Origin of the sequence: Kocuria atrinae, assembly GCF_039531425.1 — a bacterium.
In the GTDB taxonomy this organism is placed as follows: Bacteria; Actinomycetota; Actinomycetes; order Actinomycetales; family Micrococcaceae; genus Kocuria; species Kocuria atrinae.
The window spans coordinates 31,905-57,819 of sequence record NZ_BAAAQA010000001.1; the positions used below are offsets into that span (position 1 = coordinate 31,905).

At 63.6% G+C, this 25,915-nt stretch carries 22 protein-coding genes; 6 read left to right on the forward strand and 16 right to left on the reverse strand.

Annotation, left to right across the window (positions count from 1 at the left end; all coding sequences use genetic code 11):
• Window positions 1–3: 3 nt before the first annotated feature.
• The 12 genes from murG to dinB all read right to left on the reverse strand — a co-directional run bounded on the left by murG (window position 4) and on the right by dinB (window position 14,581).
• Entirely contained in the window at window positions 4–1,128 is a 1,125-nt protein-coding gene (murG, locus tag ABD283_RS00175; RefSeq protein WP_344223054.1) for an undecaprenyldiphospho-muramoylpentapeptide beta-N-acetylglucosaminyltransferase, read from the reverse strand.
• Entirely contained in the window at window positions 1,118–2,545 is a 1,428-nt protein-coding gene (gene ftsW, locus ABD283_RS00180) for a putative lipid II flippase FtsW (protein WP_344223055.1), read from the reverse strand. The genes murG and ftsW overlap by 11 nt, the downstream gene beginning before the upstream one ends.
• Window positions 2,545–4,083 (reverse strand): UDP-N-acetylmuramoyl-L-alanine--D-glutamate ligase, encoded by a 1,539-nt coding sequence (gene murD, locus ABD283_RS00185; RefSeq protein ID WP_344223056.1) that lies wholly within the window; start codon window positions 4,081–4,083, stop codon window positions 2,545–2,547. The genes ftsW and murD overlap by 1 nt, the downstream gene beginning before the upstream one ends.
• Entirely contained in the window at window positions 4,080–5,213 is a 1,134-nt protein-coding gene (gene mraY / locus ABD283_RS00190) for a phospho-N-acetylmuramoyl-pentapeptide-transferase (protein WP_344223057.1), read from the reverse strand. Before mraY ends, murD begins: the two co-directional genes overlap by 4 nt.
• Complete coding sequence (locus ABD283_RS00195) at window positions 5,210–6,721, reverse strand: UDP-N-acetylmuramoyl-tripeptide--D-alanyl-D-alanine ligase (protein ID WP_344223058.1); 1,512 nt, start codon at window positions 6,719–6,721, stop codon at window positions 5,210–5,212. The genes mraY and ABD283_RS00195 overlap by 4 nt, the downstream gene beginning before the upstream one ends.
• Window positions 6,718–8,376, reverse strand: a complete 1,659-nt coding sequence (locus ABD283_RS00200) for a UDP-N-acetylmuramoyl-L-alanyl-D-glutamate--2,6-diaminopimelate ligase (protein WP_344223059.1) — start codon at window positions 8,374–8,376, stop codon at window positions 6,718–6,720. The genes ABD283_RS00195 and ABD283_RS00200 overlap by 4 nt, the downstream gene beginning before the upstream one ends.
• An 84-nt stretch (window positions 8,377–8,460) precedes the next feature.
• Entirely contained in the window at window positions 8,461–10,314 is a 1,854-nt protein-coding gene (locus ABD283_RS00205) for a peptidoglycan D,D-transpeptidase FtsI family protein (protein WP_344223060.1), read from the reverse strand.
• An 89-nt stretch (window positions 10,315–10,403) separates the two neighbouring features.
• Window positions 10,404–11,030, reverse strand: a complete 627-nt coding sequence (ftsL, locus tag ABD283_RS00210; protein ID WP_344223061.1) for a cell division protein FtsL — start codon at window positions 11,028–11,030, stop codon at window positions 10,404–10,406.
• Window positions 11,027–12,010 (reverse strand): 16S rRNA (cytosine(1402)-N(4))-methyltransferase RsmH, encoded by a 984-nt coding sequence (gene rsmH, locus ABD283_RS00215; protein WP_344223062.1) that lies wholly within the window; start codon window positions 12,008–12,010, stop codon window positions 11,027–11,029. Before rsmH ends, ftsL begins: the two co-directional genes overlap by 4 nt.
• Window positions 12,011–12,211: 201 nt before the next feature.
• A complete protein-coding gene (gene mraZ, locus ABD283_RS00220) occupies window positions 12,212–12,643 on the reverse strand; it encodes a division/cell wall cluster transcriptional repressor MraZ (RefSeq protein WP_344223063.1) in 432 nt (143 codons plus the stop codon).
• A 223-nt stretch (window positions 12,644–12,866) separates the two neighbouring features.
• Window positions 12,867–13,253: a DUF3040 domain-containing protein gene (locus ABD283_RS00225; protein WP_344223064.1), complete on the reverse strand. Its 387-nt coding sequence runs from the start codon at window positions 13,251–13,253 to the stop codon at window positions 12,867–12,869.
• Window positions 13,254–13,303: 50 nt separating this feature from the next.
• Window positions 13,304–14,581 carry a DNA polymerase IV gene (gene dinB / locus ABD283_RS00230; RefSeq protein WP_344223065.1) on the reverse strand — a complete coding sequence of 426 codons (1,278 nt, stop codon included), beginning with the start codon at window positions 14,579–14,581 and terminating at the stop codon, window positions 13,304–13,306.
• A 220-nt stretch (window positions 14,582–14,801) separates the two neighbouring features.
• Between dinB and ABD283_RS00235 the strand changes: the two genes are divergently transcribed.
• Complete coding sequence (locus ABD283_RS00235; RefSeq protein ID WP_344223066.1) at window positions 14,802–15,914, forward strand: polyprenyl synthetase family protein; 1,113 nt, start codon at window positions 14,802–14,804, stop codon at window positions 15,912–15,914.
• Window positions 15,915–15,916: 2 nt separating this feature from the next.
• Here ABD283_RS00235 and ABD283_RS00240 read toward each other — a convergent pair whose 3' ends face one another.
• Window positions 15,917–16,309 carry an Rv2175c family DNA-binding protein gene (locus ABD283_RS00240; protein ID WP_344223067.1) on the reverse strand — a complete coding sequence of 131 codons (393 nt, stop codon included), beginning with the start codon at window positions 16,307–16,309 and terminating at the stop codon, window positions 15,917–15,919.
• A 135-nt stretch (window positions 16,310–16,444) separates the two neighbouring features.
• On the opposite strand from ABD283_RS00240, the gene ABD283_RS00245 reads away from it, so the two are divergent.
• On the forward strand, window positions 16,445–17,575 hold the full coding sequence (locus ABD283_RS00245; protein ID WP_344223068.1) for a LysM peptidoglycan-binding domain-containing protein: 1,131 nt from the start codon (window positions 16,445–16,447) through the stop codon (window positions 17,573–17,575).
• Window positions 17,568–19,403: a Stk1 family PASTA domain-containing Ser/Thr kinase gene (gene pknB, locus ABD283_RS00250; RefSeq protein ID WP_344223069.1), complete on the forward strand. Its 1,836-nt coding sequence runs from the start codon at window positions 17,568–17,570 to the stop codon at window positions 19,401–19,403. Before ABD283_RS00245 ends, pknB begins: the two co-directional genes overlap by 8 nt.
• Before the next feature lie 123 nt (window positions 19,404–19,526).
• Here the strand turns inward: pknB and ABD283_RS00255 are convergent, their stop codons facing one another.
• From ABD283_RS00255 to ABD283_RS00265, 3 genes are all read right to left on the reverse strand, one after another.
• Window positions 19,527–20,090: a CAP domain-containing protein gene (locus ABD283_RS00255; RefSeq protein ID WP_344223070.1), complete on the reverse strand. Its 564-nt coding sequence runs from the start codon at window positions 20,088–20,090 to the stop codon at window positions 19,527–19,529.
• A 244-nt stretch (window positions 20,091–20,334) separates the two neighbouring features.
• Window positions 20,335–21,729: a class II 3-deoxy-7-phosphoheptulonate synthase gene (locus tag ABD283_RS00260; RefSeq protein WP_344223071.1), complete on the reverse strand. Its 1,395-nt coding sequence runs from the start codon at window positions 21,727–21,729 to the stop codon at window positions 20,335–20,337.
• A 9-nt stretch (window positions 21,730–21,738) separates the two neighbouring features.
• A complete protein-coding gene (locus ABD283_RS00265) occupies window positions 21,739–22,593 on the reverse strand; it encodes a lysophospholipid acyltransferase family protein (protein WP_344223072.1) in 855 nt (284 codons plus the stop codon).
• 143 nt (window positions 22,594–22,736) lie between these two features.
• Here ABD283_RS00265 and ABD283_RS00270 point away from each other — a divergent pair, with 143 nt between their 5' ends.
• The 3 genes from ABD283_RS00270 (at window position 22,737) to ABD283_RS00280 (ending at window position 25,871) form a co-directional block, all read left to right on the forward strand.
• On the forward strand, window positions 22,737–23,543 hold the full coding sequence (locus ABD283_RS00270) for an alpha/beta hydrolase (protein WP_344223073.1): 807 nt from the start codon (window positions 22,737–22,739) through the stop codon (window positions 23,541–23,543).
• Window positions 23,540–23,962, forward strand: a complete 423-nt coding sequence (locus ABD283_RS00275; protein ID WP_344223074.1) for a hypothetical protein — start codon at window positions 23,540–23,542, stop codon at window positions 23,960–23,962. The genes ABD283_RS00270 and ABD283_RS00275 overlap by 4 nt, the downstream gene beginning before the upstream one ends.
• Window positions 23,963–24,062: 100 nt before the next feature.
• On the forward strand, window positions 24,063–25,871 hold the full coding sequence (locus ABD283_RS00280) for an AMP-dependent synthetase/ligase (protein WP_344223075.1): 1,809 nt from the start codon (window positions 24,063–24,065) through the stop codon (window positions 25,869–25,871).
• Window positions 25,872–25,915 lie beyond the last annotated feature (44 nt).

The following is a 25,915-nucleotide window of genomic DNA, read 5'->3' on the forward strand; positions in this document are numbered from 1 at the left end:
AACTTAGTGCCGCTGCGCGTGTTCCAGAACCAATTGCGCCATGGTCTGTGCCGCATCACGAATACCGTGGGCCGCGGAGGCCTGCGCCATCCGGTTCAGTCGAGGGGCATCAGTGACGAGAGCAGCTACCGTGTCCCGGTAGAACTGCGGGGTGAACTCGGAATCCTTCACGAGTTCCGCTCCCCCGGCGGCCACCAAGGAGCGGGCATTGAGCGCCTGCTCACCGTTGCCGATGGGCAGGGGCACGAACACCGCGGGCAACCCCACCGCGGCCACCTCACACACCGTGGCGGCACCCGCGCGGGCCACGAGCAGGTCGGCGGCGGCGTAGACCTTTTCCATACCGTCCACGTACTCAGTCTGGACATAGCCCGGAGCCCGCAGCAGTTCGCCGCTGTCCGTCCGAACCTCCTTGGTGCGTCCGGTCACATGCAGAAGCTGGTAGCCATGCTCGGCAACTTCGCGCGCGATTTTCGCCACGGTTCTGTTCATCGACTGCGCTCCGGAGGAACCGCCCGTCACGACCACGGTGGGCAGGTCAGGGTCAAGGCCGAGTTCATCGCGTGCCTGAGCGCGCAGCGCCGAACGATCCAGCTCTGCAATTTCCTGGCGCATGGGCATGCCCACCGGCACGGCACCCTTCAGGGGGGTGTCCGCGAACGCTGTGGCCACCACGGAGGCGAAGCGGGCACCCACACGGTTGGCGAGCCCTGGGCGCGCATTGGCTTCGTGGATGATCACGGGGATACGACGCCGCGCAGCCGCCAGGTAGACGGGCGTGCACACGTAACCGCCCACTCCCACCACGACATCAGCACCTTGCGAATCGAGGATCCGACCCGCTTGTTGAACCGCTCGGTTGAGTCGCGCCGGAAGGCGCAGCAGATCTGCCGATGGACGTCGCGGCAGAGGCACTCGATCAATGAGTTCCAGTGGCACACCAGCGGCGGGGACCAGGCGAGTTTCCATACCGGACGCGGTTCCCACCGCGCATACAGACGCAGCCGGGTCGGCTTCCTCAATCGCGTGCGCAATGGCCAGCAACGGGCTCACGTGCCCGGCTGTGCCTCCGCCTGCGAGCACGACGTTCACGGAGCCCTCGGCCTTGTTCAGCGGTTCACTGCTCATGTTGTGCCTTTCCACCCTGCGAAGTAATGCGTCGCAACCATTCTGGCCCCCGACGCCGCGGTTCCCCGTCAGCGGAGACCTCGTGGGCTTCCTGACGGTCCAGGATCGCGGAATTCTTGCTGACCTCCACCGAACGCGGGACTCGGGCGAACGACATCACGACACCCACCGCCGCCAGGCTGATCATCAACGCCGAACCACCGTAGCTGATGAACGGCAACGGAATACCGATCACGGGCAGCAGTCCCGTGACCATTCCGAGGTTCACGAACGCCTGGCCCACCAACCATGTGGCGACGCACGCCGTGGCGATCCGCACAAAGATACTGCGGGTTCGCAGGATGATGCGTGCCATGGCGATCACCATGATGGCGAAGAGCAGCAGGATGATGGCGGTACCCAACAGCCCCAGTTCCTCACCGATGATCGAGAAAATGTAGTCGTTGTGGGCCTCTGGGACGTAGTTGTACTTGAGCCGGGACTGGCCCAACCCCACGCCCCACCAGCCACCGGTGGCCAGTGCATTGAGCCCTTGCTCGGCCTGCCAACAGGCATCCGTTGCACCGCATTCGCCGAACAACCAGCCGGTAATGCGGTCGACACGGTGCGGGGCCGTGATGATGGCCCCCACACCCAGGACGATTCCCACAACGGCCGCTCCGGCGAAGATCTTGAGCGGAGCACCCGCGAAGAACAACGCGGCGGCGTAGATCAGCACGAACACAATGGCAGTGCCCATGTCACCGCCGGCTGCCACCAGTCCCGTGGGGACCAGGAACCCGATGAGAGACGGCCACAGAGCTTTCTTCCAGTCGGTGACCTCGTCACCCTGTTTCGCGAACTGCGCTGCCAACCAGACACACAGCGCCAGCTTGGCCGCTTCGGAGGGCTGCAGGGTCAGGCCGCCCAGACTCAGCCAGTTGCGGTTCCCGTTGACTTCTTCGCCCAGTGGCGAGAACACGAGAAGCAGCAGGCCCACGCCAAGGGCCCAGAGAGCCCACGAGAGTTTGCGATAGAGCCAGGCAGGGACGAACGACAGGGCAATCATGGCGATCAAACCGACCGCTCCGAACATGGCCTGCCGTTGGAACAAGAAATACGCGGAGCTGTCCTCGGCAATGGCCTCGACTGCCGATGCGGAAAGCACCATCATCATGCCGATCGCCGTGAGCATGATGACCGTGCCGGCCAAAGCCCAGTACGAGTGGAAGAGCGGCCCATCCACCAGTTGGTGCCACATGTGACGGAGTTTGCTGCTCAGGGGACGGCTCCCCCCGCCGCTGGCCCGAACCACTCCCAGATCGTCGTCGCGTACGCCGGTGCCCGGGTGTACCGCTGTCGCGCGGGAGTCCTTGGGGTGCTCGGCAACTGCGCCGTTGCGGGGGGTGTCGAAGCTCCGACCCGGGGATTTCGCCATTAGAGTCCCAGTTCTTCTCGCACGCCGTTCATGAAGGCATCGCCGCGGTCCGCGTAATCCTGAAATTGATCCATGGACGCCGCTGCCGGGGCCATGAGCACCGTGTCCTGCGGCGTCGCAACCTTTCGTGCTTGCTGCACGGCGGTGCGCATGGCCGCGTGGCCGTCCGTGGGATCCGCGGCCGGGTCCACGGCGTCGGGGCCCGACGTCGCCACGACGGGGACCTCGGGCGCGTGGCGCTCCAGGGCATCCAACAGCGCCTGATTGTCCGTGCCGATCAGGATCACCGTATGCAGTCGAGAAGCGTTACGCTCCACGAGTTGGTCGTAGGTCACGCCCTTGGACAGCCCACCTGCAATCCAGATGACTGAATCAAAGGCGGAGAGTGAAGCCTGGGCGGCGTGCGGATTGGTGGCCTTGGAATCGTTGATCCAGCGAACGCCGTCGGACTCGGCCACCAACTGGATTCGGTGGTCACCGGGTTGAAAAGCGAGAAGACCGTCGCGCACGGCCTCCGGTGCAACACCGGCGGCGCGGGCCAGAGCCGCAGCGGCCAGTGCGTTGGCCACCACGTGTCGAGTGGGCAGTGCACCGGTGTCGGCCACGTTGCCCAGTTCGGCGGCAGTGTTTCTCCGGTCCTCGACAAAGGCCCTGTCCACCAGAAGGTCGTCCACGACACCGACCATGGACAGGTCCGGGGAACCGGTCGTGAAGCCGATGGCGCGGCAACCCTCCAGGACGTCGGCTTCCTCCACGAGTTCCACGGAGCCTTGCTGTTCCGCGTTGAACACGCACGCCACCTTGGTGTTCTCGTACACGCGAGACTTGTCCGCCACGTAGTTCCCGTAACCCTCGTGCCAGTCCACGTGATCCTGGGCCAGGTTGAGCACCACGGAGGCCAGGGGCGCCATGGAATGGGTCCAGTGCAATTGGAAACTCGAGAGCTCCACCGCCAGTACGTCATATTCGATGGGATCGCGGAGCGCGTCCAGGATGGGGGTACCCACGTTGCCCACCGCAATCGCTTTGAGGCCGGCAGCCTGGAGCATCGATGCCGTCATGCCCACGGTGGTCGTCTTGCCATTGGTGCCGGTGATGCACACCCATTCGGCGGTCTTGCGGCCTTCACGTTCGCGCACGCGCCATGCCAATTCCACGTCGCCCCAGATCTGGATGCCCTCTTCGCGGGCGGCCACGAGCAACGGGTGCGTGGGCGGGAAACCGGGTGAGGTGACGACCAGGTCGGGGCGGTCCCCTGCGACGTCGGGAACGAAGGTCATGGCCTCCTGGCCTAGGTTGACGTCCAATGCACCCACGATGCGCAGGGTGTCAGCCCGCTGCCGGTTGCGGGCGGTGTCGTTACCGTCCAGAACGACCACGCGCGCGCCCAGTTCAATGAGTGTGTCCGCCGCTGCGAACCCGGAAACACCGATCCCGGCCACGACCACTCGCAGTCCGCGCCAGTCAGCGTCCCAACTGGTCAGAGCGGTCAGTCGCGGGTTGTCCAGAACGGGGTTGTCGTTACTCGCGTGAATCATCGAAGTGCCTCAGCTCCGGGGAAAGCCCCTCCGTTGTGAATCAACCAGTCACCGTAGAACACGCCCAGTGCCGCCGCAACGAACAATCCGGCAATGATCCAGAAGCGCACCACAATGGTGACCTCTTGCCAGCCCTTGAGCTCGAAGTGGTGCTGGAGCGGTGCCATCTTGAAGATGCGTTTACCACCGGAGAGTTTGAAATAGCCCACCTGCATGATGACCGAGAGCGTGATGACCACGAACAGGCCTGCAATGACGATCAGGAGCAATTCGGTGCGGGACAGCACGGCAAATGCGGCCAGCGCACCGCCGAGTCCCAGTGAACCGGTGTCGCCCATGAAGATCTTGGCCGGTGAAGTGTTCCACCACAGGAAGCCGATCAGTGCCCCCACGAGTGCGGCGGCCACGATAGCCAGATCCATGGGATCGCGGACCTCGTAGCAGGCTGCCTGGTCCACGTTCTCGCACAGATGACCGGACTGCCACAGGGCAATGAGCATGTATCCGCTGAACACCAAAATGGATGCGCCCGTGGCCAGCCCGTCCAGGCCGTCCGTGAGGTTCACCGCGTTGGTGGTGCCCGTGGCGATCAGGTTCACCCAGATCACGAAGAGGATCGCGCCGATGATCGGACCCGCAAAGGCCAGGTCGACGTTGGTGTCCCTGGTCCATGAGATGGCGGTGGATGCGGGAGTGTTACCGGCCTCGTCCGGGAAGAACAGGACCAGCACGGCGAAGGCCACGCCAATGGTGCCCTGCAGGATCATCTTTCCTGCTGCGGTGAGTCCCAGGTTCTGCTTCTTGGCGATCTTCTTGTAGTCGTCCAGGAAGCCGACCAGCCCCATGCCGAGCATGAGCCCCAGCGCGAGCAGACCAGAAATAGTCATGCCGCCGTTCTCCGGCCAGGCGAGGACACTGACCACATGGGTGACGAGGTAGGCGGCCACCACGGACAACAGGATGGCCACGCCACCCATGGTGGGCGTGCCGCGTTTGGTCTGGTGACTCGTGGGACCGTCGTCGCGGATGTACTGGCCGTACCCTCGACGTGCCAACAACTTGATCAGCGCCGGGGTGCCGAAGATCGAAAAAACGAGGCCCAGCCCCGAAGCCATGAGCAACTGAATCATGCCGGCTCGTTCCCCTTGCCGTTGTTCTGGTCGTTGTGGTTGCTTGCGCCGTCCGTGGTTTCGGCCGCCACCCGGTCACCCAAATGGTTGAGTCCGGCGGCATTGGAGGACTTGAACAATACGATGTCCCCGGGTTGCAGGGCGCCCTTGAGGTATTGCTCTGCTTCCTCCGCGGTGGCCACCCATTGCGCCTCGTCCCCCCAGGAACCTTCAAGCGTGGCGGCGGTGAAAATGGGGCGGGCCACGTCCCCCACGGCTACCACGTGCGAGATGTTCATGCGCACCAGCAGTTGGCCCAGGGCATCGTGGGCGGCAACGGATTCGTCTCCGAGTTCATACATGCCGCCCAACACGGCCACGGTTCGGCGCGGGGCGGTCTGACCGTCACCACGACCCATTTGAGCCAGGGTCTGGAGCGCTGCACGCATGGACTGTGGGTTGGCGTTGTAGGCGTCATTGATCACCGTCACGCCGTCGGGGCGCTCGGTGCGCTCCATCCGCCAGCGCGACGCGGCACCCTGGCCGTTGACTCCGGCCGCAATGGCCTGCGGATCGATACCGGCGGCAAAGGCAATGGAAGCTGCAGCCAGGATGTTGGACACGTGGTGCGCGCCGATCAACTTGGACTCGACCACGTGCGAGGAGCCGTCGGGCAGGTGCAGTGTGAAACTGGGGCAGCCGTCGGCACCCACGGTCACGTTTTCGGCCCAAACTCGATCGTCGTCGTGCTCGGGCACGTGCGCCTGGGCACCGAGACCGAAGGAGACGATGTTTGCTTGAGTGCGGGTGCGCATTTCGCGGACGCGGGGATCGTCGTCGTTGAGGACAGCGGTGCCGCTCGGTGCGAGACCCTCGACCATTTCGCCCTTGGTGCGCGCGATGTTCTCGACACCGCCGAACTCACCGGCGTGCGCTGTTCCCACGCACAGCACGGCTCCCACGTCAGGGCGCACCATGTTGCACAGGTATTCGATGTTGCCCAGGTGATTCGCGCCCATTTCGATCACGAAGTAGCGCGTGTCATCTTGGGCGATGAACACCGTGAGCGGCACGCCCACCTCACCGTTGTAGGAATTTCGAGGTGCCACCGTGGGGCCCTGCGACCCGAAGATGCCGGCCAGCAGGTCCTTGGTGGTGGTTTTGCCCACCGAACCTGTCACCGCCACCACGGTCACCGGATGCTTCTGACGCAGCCGATCGATCACGTTGCTAGCCAACGCACTCATGGCCTCGACGACGTCGGGCACCAGCACACCGGGATAGGTCTCCCCCGCATCGGTGGTCACCTCGCGCTCGAGCAAACTGAGCACGGCTCCGGCTTGGGCGGCCTGGGGGACGAACTTGTGCCCGTCCGTGGCCTCACCCGGCTTGGCCACGAACAAGGTCCCCTCAGTGACCTCGCGGGAGTCCGTGGTCACCGATGAAATTACCACGGACTCAGCATCCTGGACACCGACCAGTCGGCCTCCGGTGGCTTCAGCCACCTCAGCTGCGGACAGGGGAATCATTTGTGCTCCTTACGGCCCGAGTGCAGCGCATCCAGCGCCGCCTTGAGCTCCACGCGATCATCCAGAGGATGTGCCACGCCATTGAGATCTTGGAAAATTTCGTGACCGCGTCCGGCCAGGATGATGGAATCCTCCGGTCTGGCCATGCGAACCGCAGTGTGGATGGCCACCTCGCGAGGGGCGATCACGTGCACCTCTGCAGCGCGCGCTCCGCGTTCTTGGGCTTCGCGTGCCCCCTGGGCGACCTGCTCCCGAATGGGCGCCGGATCCTCGTCGTGTGGATCGTCATCGGTGACGATCACGATATCTGCCCCCTCGGCGGCCACCCTGCCCATGATGGGGCGCTTGCTGGTGTCCCGCCTGCCGGTAGCGCCGAACACGATGATGGTCCGGCCGCCTTCCTCAGTGGGTTCCACGGACTGCAGGGCTCGCGCCATGGCATCCGGATTGTGGGCGAAGTCCACGACGGAGGTGGGTCGTGTACCGACCAACTGCATCCGGCCGGGGACATCCGTGGTCAACGGGTCGTGCTCGTCCAGGGCGGACTGCAGAGTGTCCAGATCCACGCCCGATTCGAGCACCATCAGCACAGCAAGGGCGGCATTGGCCACATTGAAATCACCGGGTAGCGCAGTGGAGACCGTGAGTTTGCGACCGTCACGGTGCTGGAGGGTGAACGCATGGCCGATACCGCGCCGGGTCAGAGAACTCAGGGTCCAGTCCGCACCGGATCGATCGGGACCGGACTGCGCGTCATCACCGATATTGCCGCGCAGGGCCACTGACGTCACATGATCCGCCCCGAGGTTCTCCCTCGCTCGACGAGCCATCGCCTCGCCCCAGGTATCGCCTTCGGTCAGCAGGACGACGGCGCGCTCGGCCCGTTCCGCGGTGAAAAGTTGGGACTTGACCTCGAAATAGGCCTCCATGGAACCGTGCAGATCCAGGTGGTCCTGAGTCAGGTTCGTGAACCCGGCAACGTTATAGCGGACTCCGTCCACGCGGTGGAATTCCAGGGCGTGGGAGGAGACCTCCATGGCCGCGGCGTCGATTCCTCGCTCGCGCATGAGCGACAGCAACGAATGAACGTGCGGGGCTTCTGGGGTGGTCAATTTGGACGGGATGGAGGTGTCCCCGGCCAGGATCTCGATCGTGCCGATAAGGCCCGTCGTATGGCCCAGAGCCCGCAGGATGGAGGTAATGAAATAGGTGGTGGTGGTCTTGCCGTTCGTGCCGGTCACGGCGAAAAGCTTCTGGGCGCTGTTGTCCCCGGGGTGAGAGTTGTAGATCTCGGCCGCGATCCGACCCGTCCACGCTCTGGGATCGTCACTCACCAAAACGGGCAGGTCCACGTTCCCCTGGGCCACGAGCTCCGCCCCCGCGGGATCGGTGAGAATCGCCACGGCACCGGACGCAGCGGCGTCGGCGGCGAATTTTGCCCCGTGCACGCGCGCACCGGGAAGCGCCGAATACAGGTCCCCCGGCTGAATCTCGCGAGAATTCAGGACCACTCCGGTCACGGACGCCTCCGGCGCCCCCTGCGACCCAACGATCTGCGTGCCCGTGAGACCCGCCAACTGCTCGACAGTATGCGCCACGGGATGGGACGGACGCACCGACTGTGCGTCAGGCCCCTGTTCGGCAGATGCAACCATGGAAATCCTTTTCAAAAAACTGTCGCGAGCGTTCCCCACTCACCCGGGCCGGTAGTTACCGGTAAATAACCTGGTGCTGCGAGTTTATCCCTGCGACTCTTCCCTCGCCGGTGAAGGCCACGTTTGCTCCAACGCGTTCGAGGGAGTCACGGAGCGATCGAGGTTGTCCGGCACTTCCTTGGGAATCTCCACCGGATCCGTGGTGGACGGCGGCACGTTGTAGTGGTGCAACACCTGCTCCATGATCTTGGAGAAGGTTTCCGTGACGCCAATAGTGTGGACATCTCCCTCGGGCCGCTGGAGAGTCACGGCCACGAGGTACTGGGGATCCTCCATGGGTGCCACTCCCACGAACGAGGTCGTGTAACCGTCATAGCCGCCCTGGTCACTGGGCGCCTCCGCGGTACCGGTCTTGCCACCCACGCGGTAGCCGGGAACCGCTGCTTCCTTGGCACCGCCTTCGGTCACCACCGTCTCCATGACGTCCATGGTCTTCTGCGCGGCTTCTGCAGAAACCACACGTTTACCCTCCGGCTGCTCAGGGGTGGTGACCGTCCCCTCCGAGTCCTCCGTGGACTCCACGAGCCGCGGTTCGATCAGAACTCCGTCATTGGCGACAGCTTGGAAGATAGAGGCCGTGCGCAGCGGGCTCTGCGAGACACCCTGGCCGAACAGAACGGTGAACTGCTGGCGGAAATCCCACTCGTCGGCGGGAGCCAGGATTCCCGAGGTCTCTCCGGGAAGCTCGATGCCCGTGGACTGGCCCACGCCGAAATTCGACATGTAGTCGTGGCGAGTCTGCTTGTCCATCTTGGCGCCCATAATCACGGTGCCCGTGTTCATGGAGTCCGCGATGATGCCGGCCACCGTGCGGTTCTGGGTGCCGTGATCGAAGGCGTCGGTGATCTTCTCCGAATCGATCTGCAAGTGTCCGGGCACCGTGATTTCGGTATCGGGATCAACAATGCCCTGGTCGATGGCGGCTGCCGTGGTGAGGATCTTCTGCGTGGACCCGGGCTCCACGGCATGCGTCACTGAACGGACGCCCAAGTCCTCGCCCTCTGCCTCACCGGGCACGTTGGGGTCCACCGTGGAGGAATCCGCCATGGCCAGCACCTTGCCGGACTTGATCTCCATGACCACGGCACTGCCCCACTCCGCGTTGAGCTCCTCGGCACGTTCCGACACGGCCTGTTGCGCGAAGTACTGAACATCACTGTCCATAGAAAGCTGAACGTCAGAACCGTCCTGTGGGGCCTGCAATTCCTGCGGGGCCACAGGAATGCGCACACCGTCACCGGAAATTTCGTATCGCCGTTCACCGTCGGTTCCGCGCAACTTCTCGTCCTGGGTCTGTTCGATGCCCCCCAAAGCCTCGTTGTCGCCGCCCAAGAACCCCACGATGGACCCACCCACGGCACCGTTGGGATAGCTGCGCTGGAAGGTCGGTTGTCCGAAGACATAGGGCAGGTTGAGATCTCGGATCTTGCCGTACTGCTCCGGGGTCACCCCGCGGGCCACGTAATTGAAGGTCTTGTCCCCGTCCAAAGCATTCTTGACCTCGGTGTCAGGGAGATTCAGTGCGTCAGCAATCTCGTACACCGCCTGGGTGGGAGTCACCTGTTCCGTGGACTGATCTTCCTTCACCCGAGTAAAGGCTGCCACGGCGGTCTGGTCGACCGTGATGTCGTAACGCTGCAGGGTGCGTGCCAGAACCTCGCCGTTGGTGTCCTTGATGTCGCCGCGGACGGCCGGGATCACTTCCGTTTGGGTACGGCTCTCCGCTGCCGCTTCAGCCCGTCCCGTGGGGTCGAGGCCCTGCACCCAGAAGAGCTTTCCCGCGACCACCAATAACAACGCCAGCAACAGGGCGATGCCGACCTGTGCGCGCGTCCAGCGGGGTCGCCAGGACGCGCTTCCGGTTGCGGGTGATGACACGGTGAATCCTCAATTCCTAGCAGTCAGCGTAGCGGGCTACCTCCGAAGGTGCGGCTGTGATCCCGGCGCCGTTGCCGGAAGTGCAAAGTTTACTGGCCGGGCTCGCGCTGTGCAGGAGCCGGGATGGAACCTCCATTGAGGTTCTCCTTCTCCTGGGCTTCCTGCTGCGCCTTACGGTCCGCGGCCTTCTTCTCGGCCTCTTCCTTGGCGCGCTTCTCAGCGCGCTCCTCGGCGGCGATGCGAGCGTTCTCCGCTGCCTCGGAACCCTTCATCTTGGCCGGGGGCACCAGGATCTCCTGAGCGTTACCCTTCTCGGCTACGCCCGACGCCGCCGTGACGGCGCCCGTGCTCAATGTCACGGTTCCCACGTCCTTGGCCTGGACCATTCCCAGGTCATTGGCTCGGGCAGCCAGGTTCTGAGGCGCCGCATTGGCTTCGATGTCCTGCGTGAGTGCCTCGTTCTCCTGGGACAGTGCTCGTTCCTGGATGGTGAGCTCGGTGAGGCGGTACTGACCGGAGGAAATTTGAATGTTGAGGAACAGGATGCCCATCAGTGCGGCTGCCAGAGCGATCGCACACATCACCACGGTCGAGACCCGGCTGCGCCGGACCTCCCGCTGCGGAACGACCGACAACGGGGTGCGCCGTTGCTGTGAGGATTCTTCCCCTTCGGGGGTCGATGACGGCGCCGGTCGTGTCATAGCCGCGCTGCTCATCGTGTGCTCCCTGACTTCCTGGTGGTGCGAATCTTCTCCACAGCCCGCAACCGAGCTGAGGCCGCTCGGGGGTTGGTTGCGGTTTCCTCGTCGCTGGGCCGCTCGGCTCCGCGAGTCAGAATCTTGAGCGTGGGCTGGTGTTCCGGCAGTTCCACAGGGAATCCCTTGGGTGCCGTGGACCGCGCTCCACGCGCAAATTCCTGCTTCACGATTTTGTCCTCTAGTGAGTGGTAACTCATGGCGACGACACGCCCCCCGACCCTAATAGTTTCCAAGGCGGCAGGAATTGCACGGGTTAAAACATCAAGCTCTTCGTTAACTTCAATACGCAACGCCTGAAAAGTTTGCTTGGCAGGGTGCCCCTTCTTGTGCTGGACACTCATCGGCACCGCAGACTTCACCACGTCCACGAGTTCGCCGGTGGTTTTGAGGGGCTTCACCGCGCGTGCTGCCACGATCGCCCGAGCAATGCGCGGGGCGAATCGCTCCTCGCCCCAATTGCGCAATATTGCCCGCAACTCATCTTCGCTGTACTCATTGACCACGGTCTCCGCCGTGAATTCGGACTCAGAGTCCATGCGCATGTCCAGGGGTGCGTCGAACGAATACGCGAACCCGCGTTCTCGTTCATCCAGTTGGAGAGAAGAGACACCCAGATCGAACAGCACCCCGTCCACGGTGCCCACACCGGCGACCGCAGCGGCGTCGGCAATGTTGTCGTACGTGGTGTGAATGCTCAAGAACCGTTCCCCGAACGGTTCCAGCCGCTTTCCCGCGAGCTCGAGGGCCTGCGGGTCCCTGTCGATCCCGACAACCGTGAGCTGCGGGAAGCGATTGAGCATGGCTTCACTGTGCCCGCCCATTCCCAGAGTGGCGTCCAGGACCACCGGGTGGTCGGTTTGGAAACCGGGAGCAAGGAGGTCCAGACAGCGATCGAGCAGCACCGGTACGTGGCGCTGCTCAGCTGGTGTGTCTCGCATTCGGGCTCCTGATCTGTCTGGGGTCAGCCCTGGTTGCTGTCACCCGCGTGGTTGACGGTACGTGGTCCTCCGCGGTCCGGCTACCAGATCCCCCTCCGCCACTCGCCTCTCGAATCCGGCCTGACTCGGGGGAAGTCGAGTCAGGACGGTGACGTGGGCGGCTGGAGATCTCATATCCGGTGTGCGTGAGCTGCGGTGAAATCAGAACAGTCCGGGAATCACCTCTTCTTCGGTGTCCGAGAACGCTGCCTCCTTCTCCTCCAAGTACTGCTGCCATGCCTGCGCGTCCCAGATCTCCGCGCGGCTACCTGCGCCGATCACGGCAAGCTCCTTACCGAGCCCGGCGTAACTGCGCAGTGCCGCAGGAATGGTCACGCGACCTTGCTTGTCCGGCACTTCGTCCGAGGCGCCGGACAGAAAAACTCGGATGTAATCCCGTGCCTGTTTGGACGACAACGGTGCCGCGCGCATTTGCTCGTGCACCCGGGCGAATTCCTCTTCACTGAACACGTACAGGCAACGTTCTTGCCCGCGAGTCAGTACGAGTCCATCCGCCAGTTCAGCCCGAAACTTGGCCGGGAGGATCAGCCGGGCCTTTTCATCAAGACGCGGTGAGTATGTTCCGAGAAACATCTCCACCGCCTTGATTCAGGGGTCCTACTGCACCCTCGTTCCTCTACCGCCCTCCACTTTACTCCACTTGCCTCCACCGTCAACGCATCCCCTCCACTCCCCCGTGTTTCCAGGCTTTCGCGCGCTTTTCGTGCGGTTTTGGGCAAAGAAAAACTCCCCGGTCGCTGACCGAGGAGCCGAAAAACTAGTTCTGGGGAGGAAAGTGGGGGGAAGTGTGGAGGAGCTACTTGCCGCCGCCCTGGTTGCGCTGATCCCACTTCTCTTCAAGGTTCTGCAAGAAGCTGGACGAGGACTTGGGGCTTCCGCTCTTCTTGGGCCCTGAGGGGCTGGAGCCAGCCGGTTCACCCTTGGCCGGGATGATGGCCACGTACACGCCCACACCCATGACGACGAAGCCCAGCACGCCCAGGATGATCAGGTTGGTGGCCACACCGGCGAGGACAATTCCCAGACCGACCACGGCAATCACCACGCCCAGCACCACGTTGCGCTTGGAACCACGCCCACGGGTGGGTTCCGGCTGCATGGTGGATGCGAAACGCGGATCTTCTTGGTGCAGTTGCTTTTCAAGCTGCGCCAGAAGTTGCTGTTCGTGCTCGGAAAGGGGCACGATTCCTCCTGCGAGTAGAGATGAAGATGACCGCGAAACCCAAATGATCATCACGTGTTATCAAGGATATCCCCTGCGGACCGGTTTGGCACGGTGGGATCGAGGAGCTTTGCGGGCCTGACCATTCCCGGGCCGAATCGACTGTGGACTCGGTCCATGGCCTGCTCAGCAGCCCCCCATTCCTCTTCGCGACCGTCCAGGCTGAGCTGCAGTGCATCATCGGATGCGGCCAATTTTTCAGCGCGAACTCCCAGCAACCTTACTGACTGCTTTCGGGGTCCCAAATGGTCGAGAAGGGCTGCTGATTCCGTATACAGCTCATGTGCCGATGTGATCGGATGGTTCAGCGTCCGCGAGCGCGAAATCGTGGAAAAGTCCGCGTACCGCAGTTTGAGTCCCACGCGTTCCGCCCGTAACCCGTGGCGACGTAGCCGTGCGGCAGTGTCGTGGGAGAGCCCGAGCAGCACCCGCTTCAGCTGAGCGGTGTCCGAGATGTCTTTCTCGAAGGTGCGTTCGGCGCCCAGGCTCTTCTCTTCACGTATCGGTGTCACCGCGCGCGGATCGTACCCGTTGGCCAGTTGATGCAAGTGGTGCCCCGCGGCGTCCCCCACGAGCGAGCGCAGCCTGTTGACGGGTGTCTGGGCGATGTCCCCGACCGTGGTCAGCCCGGCGCCCTGCAGAATAGCAGCGGTGCGTTTACCCACGCCCCACAGTTTGGTCACTGGCAATTGCGCCAGGAAGGCCAGGGTGTGCTGCGGCTCGACGATCAGCAGACCGTCGGGTTTGCAATGGGCGGAGGCGATCTTCGCCACGGTTTTGGTTTCGGCTACACCCACGGAAGCGGTCAGGCCGGTACGCCTCTCGATCTCCGCCCTGATGCGTCGGGCAATCACCACCGGCGGGCCGAGGCGGCGAATCGCACCGGAGACGTCCAGGAACGCCTCGTCCACGCTGAGCTGCTCCACGCGATCGGTGATTTCGCGGAACATGGCCATCACGAGACCCGAGTAATAGCTGTAGTCCTCTCGGTGCGGTTCCAGTACCACCGCGTGAGGACATGCCGCACGGGCCTGAACGAGCGGCATCGCGGAGTTCACGCCGAATTTTCGCGCTTCGTAGGAGGCGGACAGCACCACGGAACGCGCCCCCAGCCCGGCTACGATGACCGGTTTGCCGCGATGTTGAGGCGTCCGTAACAGTTCGACCCCCACGTAGAACATGTCCATGTCCACGTGCAGGATGGCGCAACGGCGGTACTTGTCCAGCTGTTCCGGTGTGGGGCCACGGCTCGACTGAGACGTGGACCTGGAAGATGCGCCACCTGTCATACGAGCTCCCCCTCCCCTCAAGTCTCCGTGTCAGCTCGACCGAACGGTTTTGGAGAACAAACACCACGTTCTCTTCCGTCACCCTCACCCTAAGTATCGGCACTGACACGCAGAGACCAGTTCGGCTTCCCGATAGGCTGGACCGGTGCTTTGAGCAGTCAGTCAGCAGCCGCTCGAAGCCGTACCAACCCAACCGCCCGGACGATAAGGTGCCCGCCGTATGACAGAGACGCCAAACCCCGCACCAACAGCAGGCACCGAGGACGCGCAGTTCTCACGGGCGCTCAACGAGCTCCTGGCGGAATTCTTTGCGACGGAACGGGACCGCGTGGCACGGATTTCTCCGAACGCCCCGCAGCTGGTGGATTCCATCGAGCGTCTCACGGCCGGCGGCAAGCGGCTGCGTGCGCGGTTGAGCTATTGGGGTTGGCGCGCAGCGGGTGGCGCGACACTCGAGCCCGCTATCGTCCGTGCAGCCGCGGCGCTGGAATTATTCCAGTCCGCCGCGCTCATCCACGACGACATCCTGGACCGCTCCGACACCCGCCGCGGGCAGCCCAGCGTCCACCGCGAGTTCGAGCGGATCCATGACCGGTCCGAGTGGCGCGACGACGCCGCCCACTTCGGTACCAGCGCCGCCATCCTCACGGGGGACATGAGCTTGTCCTTCGCAGAACAGCTGTTCGCTCAGGCCACCTCCGCACTACCCCGCGAGCACGAACGGGCGGCCCGAGCTATTTTCGACACGATGCGTACCGAGGTCATGGTCGGCCAGTATTTGGATGTGCATGCCGAGGTGGCTCCCACTCCTGACGACCCCGACGAGCAATTGACACGTGCCATGGACGTCCTGCGCTATAAATCCGCGAAGTATTCGGTGGAACACCCGGTGCGGATCGGTGCGGGATTGGCCGGGGCGGACGAGGAATTCCTGGCGCACTGCTCGGCCTTCGCGCTCCCGGTGGGTGAAGCGTTCCAGCTCCGAGACGATGTGCTCGGGGTCTTCGGTGATCCCGAGACCACGGGCAAACCCGCCGGAGACGACATCCGCGAGGGCAAACGCACGGCACTCGTGGCCCTGTGCGCCAAGGGCGCTGTCGCGGAGGACCTCGATTGGTTGGATTCGGCTCTTGGGCGCAGCGACCTGAGTGAGGCCGACATTCAGCGCGCCCGCACGCTCATGACGAACAGTGGCGCACTCGGGCACGTTGAAGATCTGATGAGTGAATTGGTGGCCACCGCGGACCACCAACTCTCCACACTCCCGACGAACGAGGTGGCCCGCGCCGGTTTACGCGCACTCGCGGATGCCGCGGTGCGACGTAGCCGGTAGGCCTACCAGCCCAGGGCTTGAGCGCGGCGTCGTACCTCGGTTTTGCGGCCATCGCGCAGCGCGTCCACCGGACGGCCGGGCAAGGACTCGTCCGCGGTGAACAGCCAACGGATGGCTTCCGCGTCCGTGAAACGAGCGTCCCGCAGCACGGCGATGGTGCCCTTCAGCGCGTTGAGGGGCTGGCCGTTCACCAGGAATTCGGCGGGTACCACACGAATGCCGTCCTCGGGTCGGCGAACCTCGAGGAACTCGCCCTGGTCCATCATGCGGTGCACCTTGGTGATCTGGATATCCAAGGTCTCCGCGATGTCTGGCAGGTAGGTCCATTCCCTCACCAGGGAATCAAGTTCGGCAAAAGTTTCGGTGCTGATATCGGATGAAGGATTCACGGACAATACTTTGCCACGGTTAGCCGATCCGGTCAGTTCTTCAACTCGCCCAGCCAGGTCGGGTACTCTGGTCCAGCTGTCACGGCTCGCGTGAGTCGGTGGCCTTCCCCTCATCCTCGTACTTAGGCAGGAAGCACGAACATGCCGGTTGAGCCGCCAGAAGATCGTCCGTCCGCCCGTTCCTTATGGGCCCGGCGAGCCACCAAGGGTTCCGCAGTCACCGCCCTGGCCGCACTGTCGGCCATCGGGTCCCTGGGCACCGCCCACGCGCAGTCGCCCGTGACGCCCCAAACCACTGGCACTTCTCAACATGCCCAGGCATCCGGGGAAATCACCGTTTCCGCTGGAGATTCCGTGTGGTCCCTGGCCACCAAGCACGGTGTGACCGTCGCCGATCTGATGAAGGCCAATAAGATTCCGGCTCACGCCATGGTGCGCCCCGGCGACCGGCTCACGATCCCCGGCAAGCAGAAAGCAGCTCCCGAGGCCAAGCCCGCCGAGAAGCCGGATCCCAAGGCCCCTGCGGCCCGCCACACAATCGCTTCCGGGGACACCATCTGGGACCTCGCGGCCAAACACGACGTCAGTGTGCTGGAGTTGCAGCGGGCCAACGACCTCGACGCATCGTCCTTGCTCCGCCCGGGTCAGTCCCTCAAAATCCCCGGCACCCAAGCAAAGCCCAAAGCCAACGACGCCCAGGCGCCCGCCGCGGCGTCGTCATCGCCAGATCCCGCGCCCCAGCCCGAGGCGGCCGAGGCCGAGAAGCCCGCTGCCGCTGCCAAGCCCGCAGTGGGCGACTCTTTCGCCGGCCGGACCTACCCCAAGCACGTCGTGGATTCGGCGAACAAGCACCACACCGAGCTACAGCAACGCGACCTGCCATCCCAGGAAGCCGTGCAGTCGATGATTCGCGAGACCGCCGAGTCCATGGGTGTGGATCCTCAACTCGCGCTGGCCCACGCCGCCCAGGAATCCGGCTTCCAACAGGGCGTGGTCTCCCCCGCCGATGCCGTGGGCACCATGCAGATCATTCCGTCCGCCGGTGAGTGGGCCTCCAACCTGGTCGGGCGCGACCTGGACCTGTTGGACACTCAGGACAACATCACCGCCGGCGTGGCCATCGTTAAGGAACTCCAGGACAAGGCCCCGTCCAAGGAACTGGCCATCGGAGCGTATTACCAGGGCCTCCACGGCGTGAAGACCTATGGTTTGTTCTCGGACACCAAGGACTACGTACGAGCGGTTTCCGCTCAGGAAAAGCGATTTGCCTGATCAATCCCCCCAAGATCGCCTGACCGGCACGCTGCTGGATCACCGTTACCGGATCCAGCAGCGATTGGCCACGGGCGGAACAGCCTCCGTCTACGTGGGTCTTGACGAGCGGCTCGACCGCAACGTGGCCCTCAAGATCATCCACCCCCACTTCGTCGATGACCCCAGGTTCGTGGAGCGCGCCCAGCGCGAGGCAAAGGCCGCCGCCCGGTTGCAGCACCCGAATGTGGTGGCCGTGCTCGACCAGGGCCAGACCGCCGATGGTGTGGTGTACCTGGTACTCGAGTACGTCGATGGCCCCACCCTGCGTCATGTGATCGCCCGCGAATCCCCCATGACCGCTCGCCGCACCCTGGACCTGCTCATCCCGGTGCTGCGCGGGCTGGCCCACGCGCACCGTTCCGGCATGGTCCACCGGGACATCAAACCCGAAAACGTCTTGTTGACCGCCGGCGAAGATGTCAAGGTTGCAGACTTCGGCCTGATGCGCGCCGTGGACGAACACACGTCAACGAGCACCATCCTGGGCACGGTCGCGTACGCCGCCCCTGAACTCGTGGGCCACGAATCCGTGGACCAACGCTGCGACGTGTACGCCGTGGGCATCATGACCTACGAGATGCTCACGGGGTCTCGCCCCTACACCGGCACCGCCCTGCAGGTCGCCAACGCGCACGTCAGCCGCGACGTCCCCGCACCCAGCCGGATCTCCTCCGGTATCCCGGACAGCCTGGACGAATTCGTACTGCGCTGCACCGCACGGAACCAGGATGCCCGCCCCGCCGACGCCGCAGCCCTCCTGGACCTGGCCCTCGCCATCCATCGTTCGTTGCCGCCCGTGAATGATCCGGTCTCGCTGAACCAGCCGACCCATGTGATTCCGGCCTCGGACGAAACCCAGGCCTTGCCGCATTCCGGTCAGGCGAATGTGCCGAATGATGCAGAAACCACGGTGCTGTCCGCTCAGCCACAACGTGCATCCTTGACCGAGCCGATTTCCGGTTCGGAAGTTCGCGACGCCGCCACCCGCGCCGTTCCCGCCGCCGGCATCCTGCCGAAGTACGACCTGGACGCCACCCAGACGGTCGCCATGACAGCCGCCGGATCCACCGCGCACCGAACGCCGGAGCAGCCCCGCGTCACGCTCAACCCACAGCCACAGCCCCTGCATCTGGCCATTGGCGCCGTGGTGTTCGTGCTGCTACTTGCTCTGGCCGGGTTTCTTGGCTGGTGGCTCGCGTCCGGGCCGGGCACCACGGCCAACACCGTGCCCGACGTCTCCGGCATTCCGGTGGCACATGCGGAACGAACCTTGGGCGCTGCCGGCATCAGCAACGTGGGTGTCCACACCATGACCAACGCCCAGATCCCGGCGGGTTCGGTGATCTCAACGGACCCGGGCGAGTCCGCTCAGGTTCGAGGGATAGAACAAGTGGTCCTTCTGGTGTCCGAGGGCCCCGCCCAATTGGACGTCCCGCAGTTCCAAGGCATGACACTTGACGATGCTCGTAACGCGATTAGCCAGGCAGGATTCGCCGTAGGCGGCATTCAAACCCAGTTCTCGGACCAACCGGAGGGCACCGTCTTGCAGCAAGTGCCCGCGGCCGGCTCCAAGGCGGAAGAAGGCACTGCCGTTGACCTCAATGTGGCCACCGCCAGCCCGCCGGAGCAGGTGCCCAACGTTGTGGGGCAGAACGTCGACTCCGCCCGGGAGTCATTGGAAGAACTCGGTTTCACCGTGGAGGTGAACCGCCCGGTGGGCTCAACCCTGGATCGCGTGGTTCACCAACGCAAAGACGGGGACACGGTCATCCTGACCGTGCTATGAGCCCGCGGTATTGCCGAGATCGGGACCCCACCCTCACTGAACAAGCACCCCTGAACATGGCCCAGGGCCGGTACCCCGTTCCCGGGTACCGGCCCTGACTGGTTCTGAATGTCTATTGCCGGATCAGTAGGTGCCGAAGTTCTGGGTAGCGAACACGCGACCGTCAGCAGCGGTCGCCAGACCGAAGCCCGCACCGTTGAACTCGGGGCTCATGATGTTGGACGCGTGGCTGGGGCTGTTCATCCAGAAGTCGAAGAAGTACTGGGCGGTTGCCCGCGCGGAGTCACGAGACTGGACGTCGTAGGCGATGTTCTCCGCCATTCCCGTGGAGCCGGAAGCCGTGGTCTGCTGGATGAAGGACGGGTTGTGGCTGGCTGCACCGCTGGAGGCCATCTGCTCCGACCAGCCGGAGGCAATGCCGTTGAGCGCCCCCACGTTGGCCAGCGGCTGGAGACCCTGCTGGGCGCGGGCGTCATTCATCATGCCCAGCAGTTCCTGAGCAACCTGATCTGAAGAGGACTGGGGACCGGAGCTGGACTGAGTGGTCACCTGGTTCAGCGAGATCGAAGCGGACTGCGCGGTCTCGGGAACCGAAGCCGTCTGGCTCGCGGCGGCGGGTGCAACCATGGCCCCGGTCAACGCGGCAGTGGCGGTTCCGGTCAACACGATCTTCTTCATAACGTTCATTCGGTGCTTCTCCTGACGGTTCAGCGTTGGCTCGCCCCAAGTGGGGCATGTCGTGAAACACCGTATGAACCATAGAAAAGGCCGGTCAAAACAGAAACGTTATGACACCGTTATTTTCCCCCGATATTGGGCGGTTACAAAAGTAACCGAACTGCGATCGCGGGGATCAAAGCACATCGCGGCACCGAAGAATGATATCCGTCACAAGACTCATTCAACGGTGCCGCGATGTGGTCGATGGATCTCAGTTCTGCTTGGAGAGGTACTCCGCCACCAGGAACGCGATTTCCAGCGACTGCATGTGGTTCAGGCGCGGATCGCACAGAGTTTCGTAACGCTCTGCGAAAGACGACTCGTTGACCGGGTCCGAACCGCCCAGGCACTCTGCGACGTCGTCGCCGGTCATTTCAACGTGGATACCGCCGGGGAACGAGCCCAGTGACTGGTGTACCTCGAAGAAGCCGCGGACCTCGTCCACCACGTCGTCGAAGTTGCGCGTCTTGTAACCGGAGGGCAAGGACACGGTATTGCCGTGCATGGGGTCCGTGACCCACACAGGCTTGGCGCCCGAGCCTTCGACTGCCTGAATGATGGCCGGGAGCTTCTCGCGGATGTTCTTGGCACCCATGCGGATGATGAACGTGAGGCGCCCCGGTTCGCGGTTGGGGTCCAGTGCGTCGATCAGGCGCAGCGCGTCCTCACCCGTGGTGGACGGGCCGAGCTTCACGCCAATGGGGTTGCGCAGGCGCGAGAGGAGGTCCACGTGGGCGCCGTCGAGCTCGCGGGTGCGCTCTCCGATCCACAGGAAGTGACCGGACGTGCCATAGGGCAAGTGGGTGCGGGAATCGATGCGAGTGAGGGCACGCTCGTAGTCGAGCAGCAACGCCTCGTGACCGGCGAAGAATTCGGTGGTCTTGAGGGCATCGAAGTCAGCCCCGCAGGCCGCCATGAACTTGACCGCGTGATCGATTTCGCGAGCCATGGACTCGTAACGGGCGTAAGCGGGGTTGGCCGCGAATCCCATGTTCCATGCGTGCACCCGGCGCAGATCCGCGAAGCCACCCGTGGTGAAGGCACGAATCAGGTTCAGGGTGGACGCGGAGGTGTGGTAGCCGCGCAGCATGCGATTGGGGTCGTGGACACGGGACGCTTCGTTGAAGTCGAACCCGTTGACCATCTCACCGCGGAAGGACGGCAGGGTCTGGTCACCGCGGGTTTCCAGATTGGAGGAACGCGGCTTGGAGAACTGGCCCGCCATGCGGCCCATCTTGACCACGGGCAGCGACGCACCGTAGGTCAGGACAACAGCCATCTGCAGCAGAGTCTGCACGCGACCCGAGATCTTGTCCGCGGTGGCACCGGCGAACGTCTCGGCGCAGTCACCGCCCTGTAGGAAGAATGCCTCGCCCGCAGCAACGGATGCCAGACGCTCACGCAGCAGATCCACCTCACCGGCGAAGACCAGCGGCGGAACTGCGTTGAGCTCCTCGATGGTGGAGGCGAAGTCCGGGTGCTCCGCCCACTGCGGATGCTGACCAATGGTCCGATTGCGCCATTCGTCCAGGCCGGGATAGTTGGCGGCACTGGGTGAAGGGGTAGTCATGGCGCTTGCTTGTTCAGACTGAGTTACAGAGGTCATTGTCCCAGTCTAGGCGTTTCGATCCGAGGACTGGTCATCGTTTCCATCATGTGAACGCCCGGGCAGTTTAGAACCGAGCTGCTCGGCCTGCTCGCTCATGGACGCGGACACGGAGCGACCTTTTTCGCGCGCGGATTCAGCTGCGTCCTTGACCTGGGTCCTGAACTGTTCGCGCTTCTGCTCCGCCAGTTCCTTCTTGTAATTGGCGGCGTATACGTGCACGGTCTCTTGACCCGACAGTTCCTGGATCGCGGCCATGATCTGATCGGTGACCTCCCGCATCACGGCGTGATCACCGTGCTGCCCCTTGAGGTGGGAAAAGTCCAGCGGCTTACCGAAGATGGTCGTGACCTTCGCCTTGCGAGGATCCGGGAACTTGGAACCGAGGGGTTGGATCTTGTCCGTGCCCACCATGGCGATCGGTACCACGGGGGCGCCGGTCTCCAGGGCCAAGCGAGCCACGCCGATCTTGCCGCGGTAGAGGCGACCGTCCGGGGAACGGGTGCCCTCAGGGTAGATGCCCAGCAGCTTGCCGTCCTCCAGGGCCTGACCACCAGCGCTCAGCGCCTTGGCGCTGGCCTTACCGCCGTTACGGTCCATGGGGATCTGATTGATGGCCCGGAAGAAGGCGCCCACGATCTTGCCCTTCGCGCCGGGGCCCGTGAAGTACTCCGACTTGGCCAGGAAGTACACCTGGCGGGGCACGGCCACGGGCATGAATACTGAATCAGAGATCGACAGGTGGTTGCTCGCCAAGATGGCGGCACCCTGGGAGGGGACATTCTCCAGACCGACGGCCTTGGGGCGATACACCGTGTTCACCACGGGACCCACCACGTAACGCTTGAGGAACATGTACACCATGACTCGGATCCTTCCGGAAAGCTTCTGTTGAACCACTTGGCCGCGACATCGAACGGGTCAGATGCGCGCGGATCAGCCGTGCGCGTATCGAATTCCCCGCTGGATTCTCTCACGACAATTGCTCGGACTGGCACAATGGCGCCATGAGCTTTGATCCCGCCACGCACGGCCATCAATTCTTCCCGGGGTCCGCATCCGTGGGGGTGCTGGTCCTACACGGGTTCACCTCCACGACCGCCTCGGTCATCGAGTGGGCACGTGCCATTCACCGCGCCGACGACGCCGCCGGCCACCACCCGTCCGTGTCCGTTCCGCTGCTGCCGGGACACGGCACGACCTGGGAGGAATTAGGCAAGGAAAACTGGCAGGCGTGGCGGGACGCCGTGGATCAGGAGTACTGGAAGTTGCGCGCCCGGCACGAGCACGTGGTCGTGTGCGGACTCTCAATGGGCGGCGCGTTAGCCGTTCAGCTCGCGGCTCGGTACACGGTTGCAGGCCTGGTACTCGTGAATCCGGCGCTGGCGCTCACCAACCGGACCGCGGCGTACAGCCACATCGCCAAGCACGTGATTCCGTCGGTGGCAGGCATTGGCAGCGATATCAACCGGCCCTCTGAAGGCGAAACCACCTACGACCGCACTCCCCTGGCCGCCGTGGCACAGCTCAATCTTCTGATTCGCCAGGCCATCAAAACTCTGCCCGCCGTGACGGCCCCGGCAATGGTGTTTCGCTCAGCCGTCGACCGTATCGTGGCCGACGCCTCCGTGGACCTCATTCGGGAACGCAGCGCAGGCCCGGTGGAGGTTATTGCGTTGCCCAACAGTTTTCACGTGGCCACCATGGACTACGACCGGGGCATCGTGGAGACGGCGTCCCGCCAGGCGGTGCAGAATCTCATGCGGGGCTTGGACCTGACTCAGGTACCGGGCGAAGCGGCGGCGTCGGCATGACCACACGAGACAACCGGGATCAGCACCCTGATGACGATTTTCGCCGCATCATCGAGGGCAACGACTGGGAGAACGTACCCCGTGACGACGAGGACGCTGAGCCGTGGGCGGATGAGATCCCGTGGGAGCCAGCGGAGCAACCCGCAACCGACGTGCCACTCGAGCTTTTTGAATCCGAAGAGGATGAGTCCTACAATCCCGATCCCGGCGAGATCACCCGAGGCGTGAGTGCCAAAATGGTCCGAGCCGTTACGGTGATCCTGGCAGTGCTCGTGATCATGATCGGCTTGGCTGCGCTGCCTGGTTCGCTGCCCACAGTGGTGTGGGCAGCTGGTGTGGCCGGAGTGATCGGTGGCCTGTACCTGGTGTATCGCGCCTTACCGGAAGATCCCCGCGATGACGACGGTGCCGTGGTCTGAAGTGGGTGGCAGTCTCGAAGGTGGACACGTCCATAAATGCCACATCATGACGCACATCACACAGTAGGCTTGCTCAATATCTCCGCAAAGAAGGTGCTAAATGAGACGCGTAAGCGTACCCCCCGTAGTTGACCCGCTTCCGCACAACAGCGTGGCCGAGATCCTGGCCCGCCAAGCGAGCGAGAACCCGGACCTCGTCCTGTACACGATCCTCGCCGAAGGCAAGGAACGCGATGTTACGGCGCGTCAGTTCCGCGATGAAGTGATTGCCGTGGCCCGAGGGCTGGCCGCACGCGGCATTCAACCCGGCGACCGGGTGGGGATTCTGAGCCGCACGCGCTACGAGTGGTCGCTCGTGGACTTCGCCCTGTGGTGGGTGGGCGCGGTTCCCGTCCCCGTATATGACACGTCATCCCCGGACCAGATCGCCTGGATCCTTTCCGATTCGCAGTCCAAGGCAATTTTCGTCGAGACGGATGAACTGGCCGAACGCGTTGAGGCCGCCGCAGCTATCACGCCGTTCGCGGCGTCGTCCCGAATCTGCGTCTTTGACACCGCAGACCCCAAGTCCTCGTTGCAGACCTTCATCGCCGAGGGTTCTGACCGCACCGACTTCCAGAACCCCCACGACGGGATATCCCTGGATGACACCGCCACCCTGATCTACACTTCGGGCACCACCGGTCCGCCCAAGGGGTGCGAGCTGACCCATCGAAACTTTGTCGGTTGCTCCGCCAACACCATTCCTGTGGCCTCGGAAGTGATCTATCCGGGTGCTCGCACTCTGCTGTTCCTGCCGCTGGCCCACGTGTTCGCTCGTTTCGTGGAAGTCATTGCATTGGACGCCGGTGTCACTCTGGCCCACACCCCTGACGTTTCCGGGCTCATGGAGGATTTGGGCCGTTTCAACCCCACGTTCATCCTGGCCGTACCTCGCGTGTTCGAGAAGATCTTCGTGGGCGCACGGCTCAAGGCTTCCGCAGCCTCGCCCGTCAAGAAGCTCATCTTTGCCCGGGCGGTATCGGTTGCTGTCGAGTGGTCCAAGGCATCGCAGGCGGGCAAGGTCTCGCCGTTGCTCGAGGCTCAGCATCGGCTGTACGACAAGCTGGTCTATTCCACGCTGCGCAATGCCATGGGCGGTGCCGTACGCTACGCCGTGTCCGGCGGGGCGGCACTTGGTTCGCGACTGGGTCACTTCTTCAACGGTATCGGCGTGTACGTGGTTGAGGGCTACGGTCTGACCGAGACCACCGCCCCCATTTCCGCGAACTTCCCGAGTATCAACCGCCTGGGTACCGTGGGCCACCCCATCCCCGGTCACGAGATCGCCATCGCCCACGACGGCGAAATCCTGGTGCGTGGCAACAATGTGTTCCGCGCCTACCACGGGATGCCGGACAAGACCGAGGAAAGCTTCCACGACGGCTGGTTCGCCACCGGCGACCTGGGAGTTCTGGATGAAGAGGGTCTGCTCACGGTCACCGGTCGCAAGAAGGAGATCATCGTGACGGCCGCGGGCAAGAATGTGGTGCCCAACGTTTTGGAGGATCCCATTCGAGCCTCCGCCACCGTGGGACAGATCATCGTGCTGGGTGACAACCGGTCGTTCATTTCCGCGCTCATCACGTTGGACCCGGAAACCCTGCCCAAGATCCTGCCCACTCTGGGCCTGGACTCTTCGCTCACGCCCGCGCAGGCTGCCAAGGAACCCGCCGTCATCGAGCACGTGCAGAAAATCGTGGATCACGCCAACGCCAAGGTGTCCCGTGCAGAGAGCATTCGGAAGTTCGAGATCCTGGATCGCGATTTCACGATTGAGGACGGGTACCTGACGCCCTCCATGAAGCTCAAGCGTGCCAAGGTCATCGAGGACTACTCAGCCGAAATCGACGCGCTCTACGCTAAGTAGGTCTGAACAAACCGATCCGCGAGACAGACGGAGGCCCGGCAGAT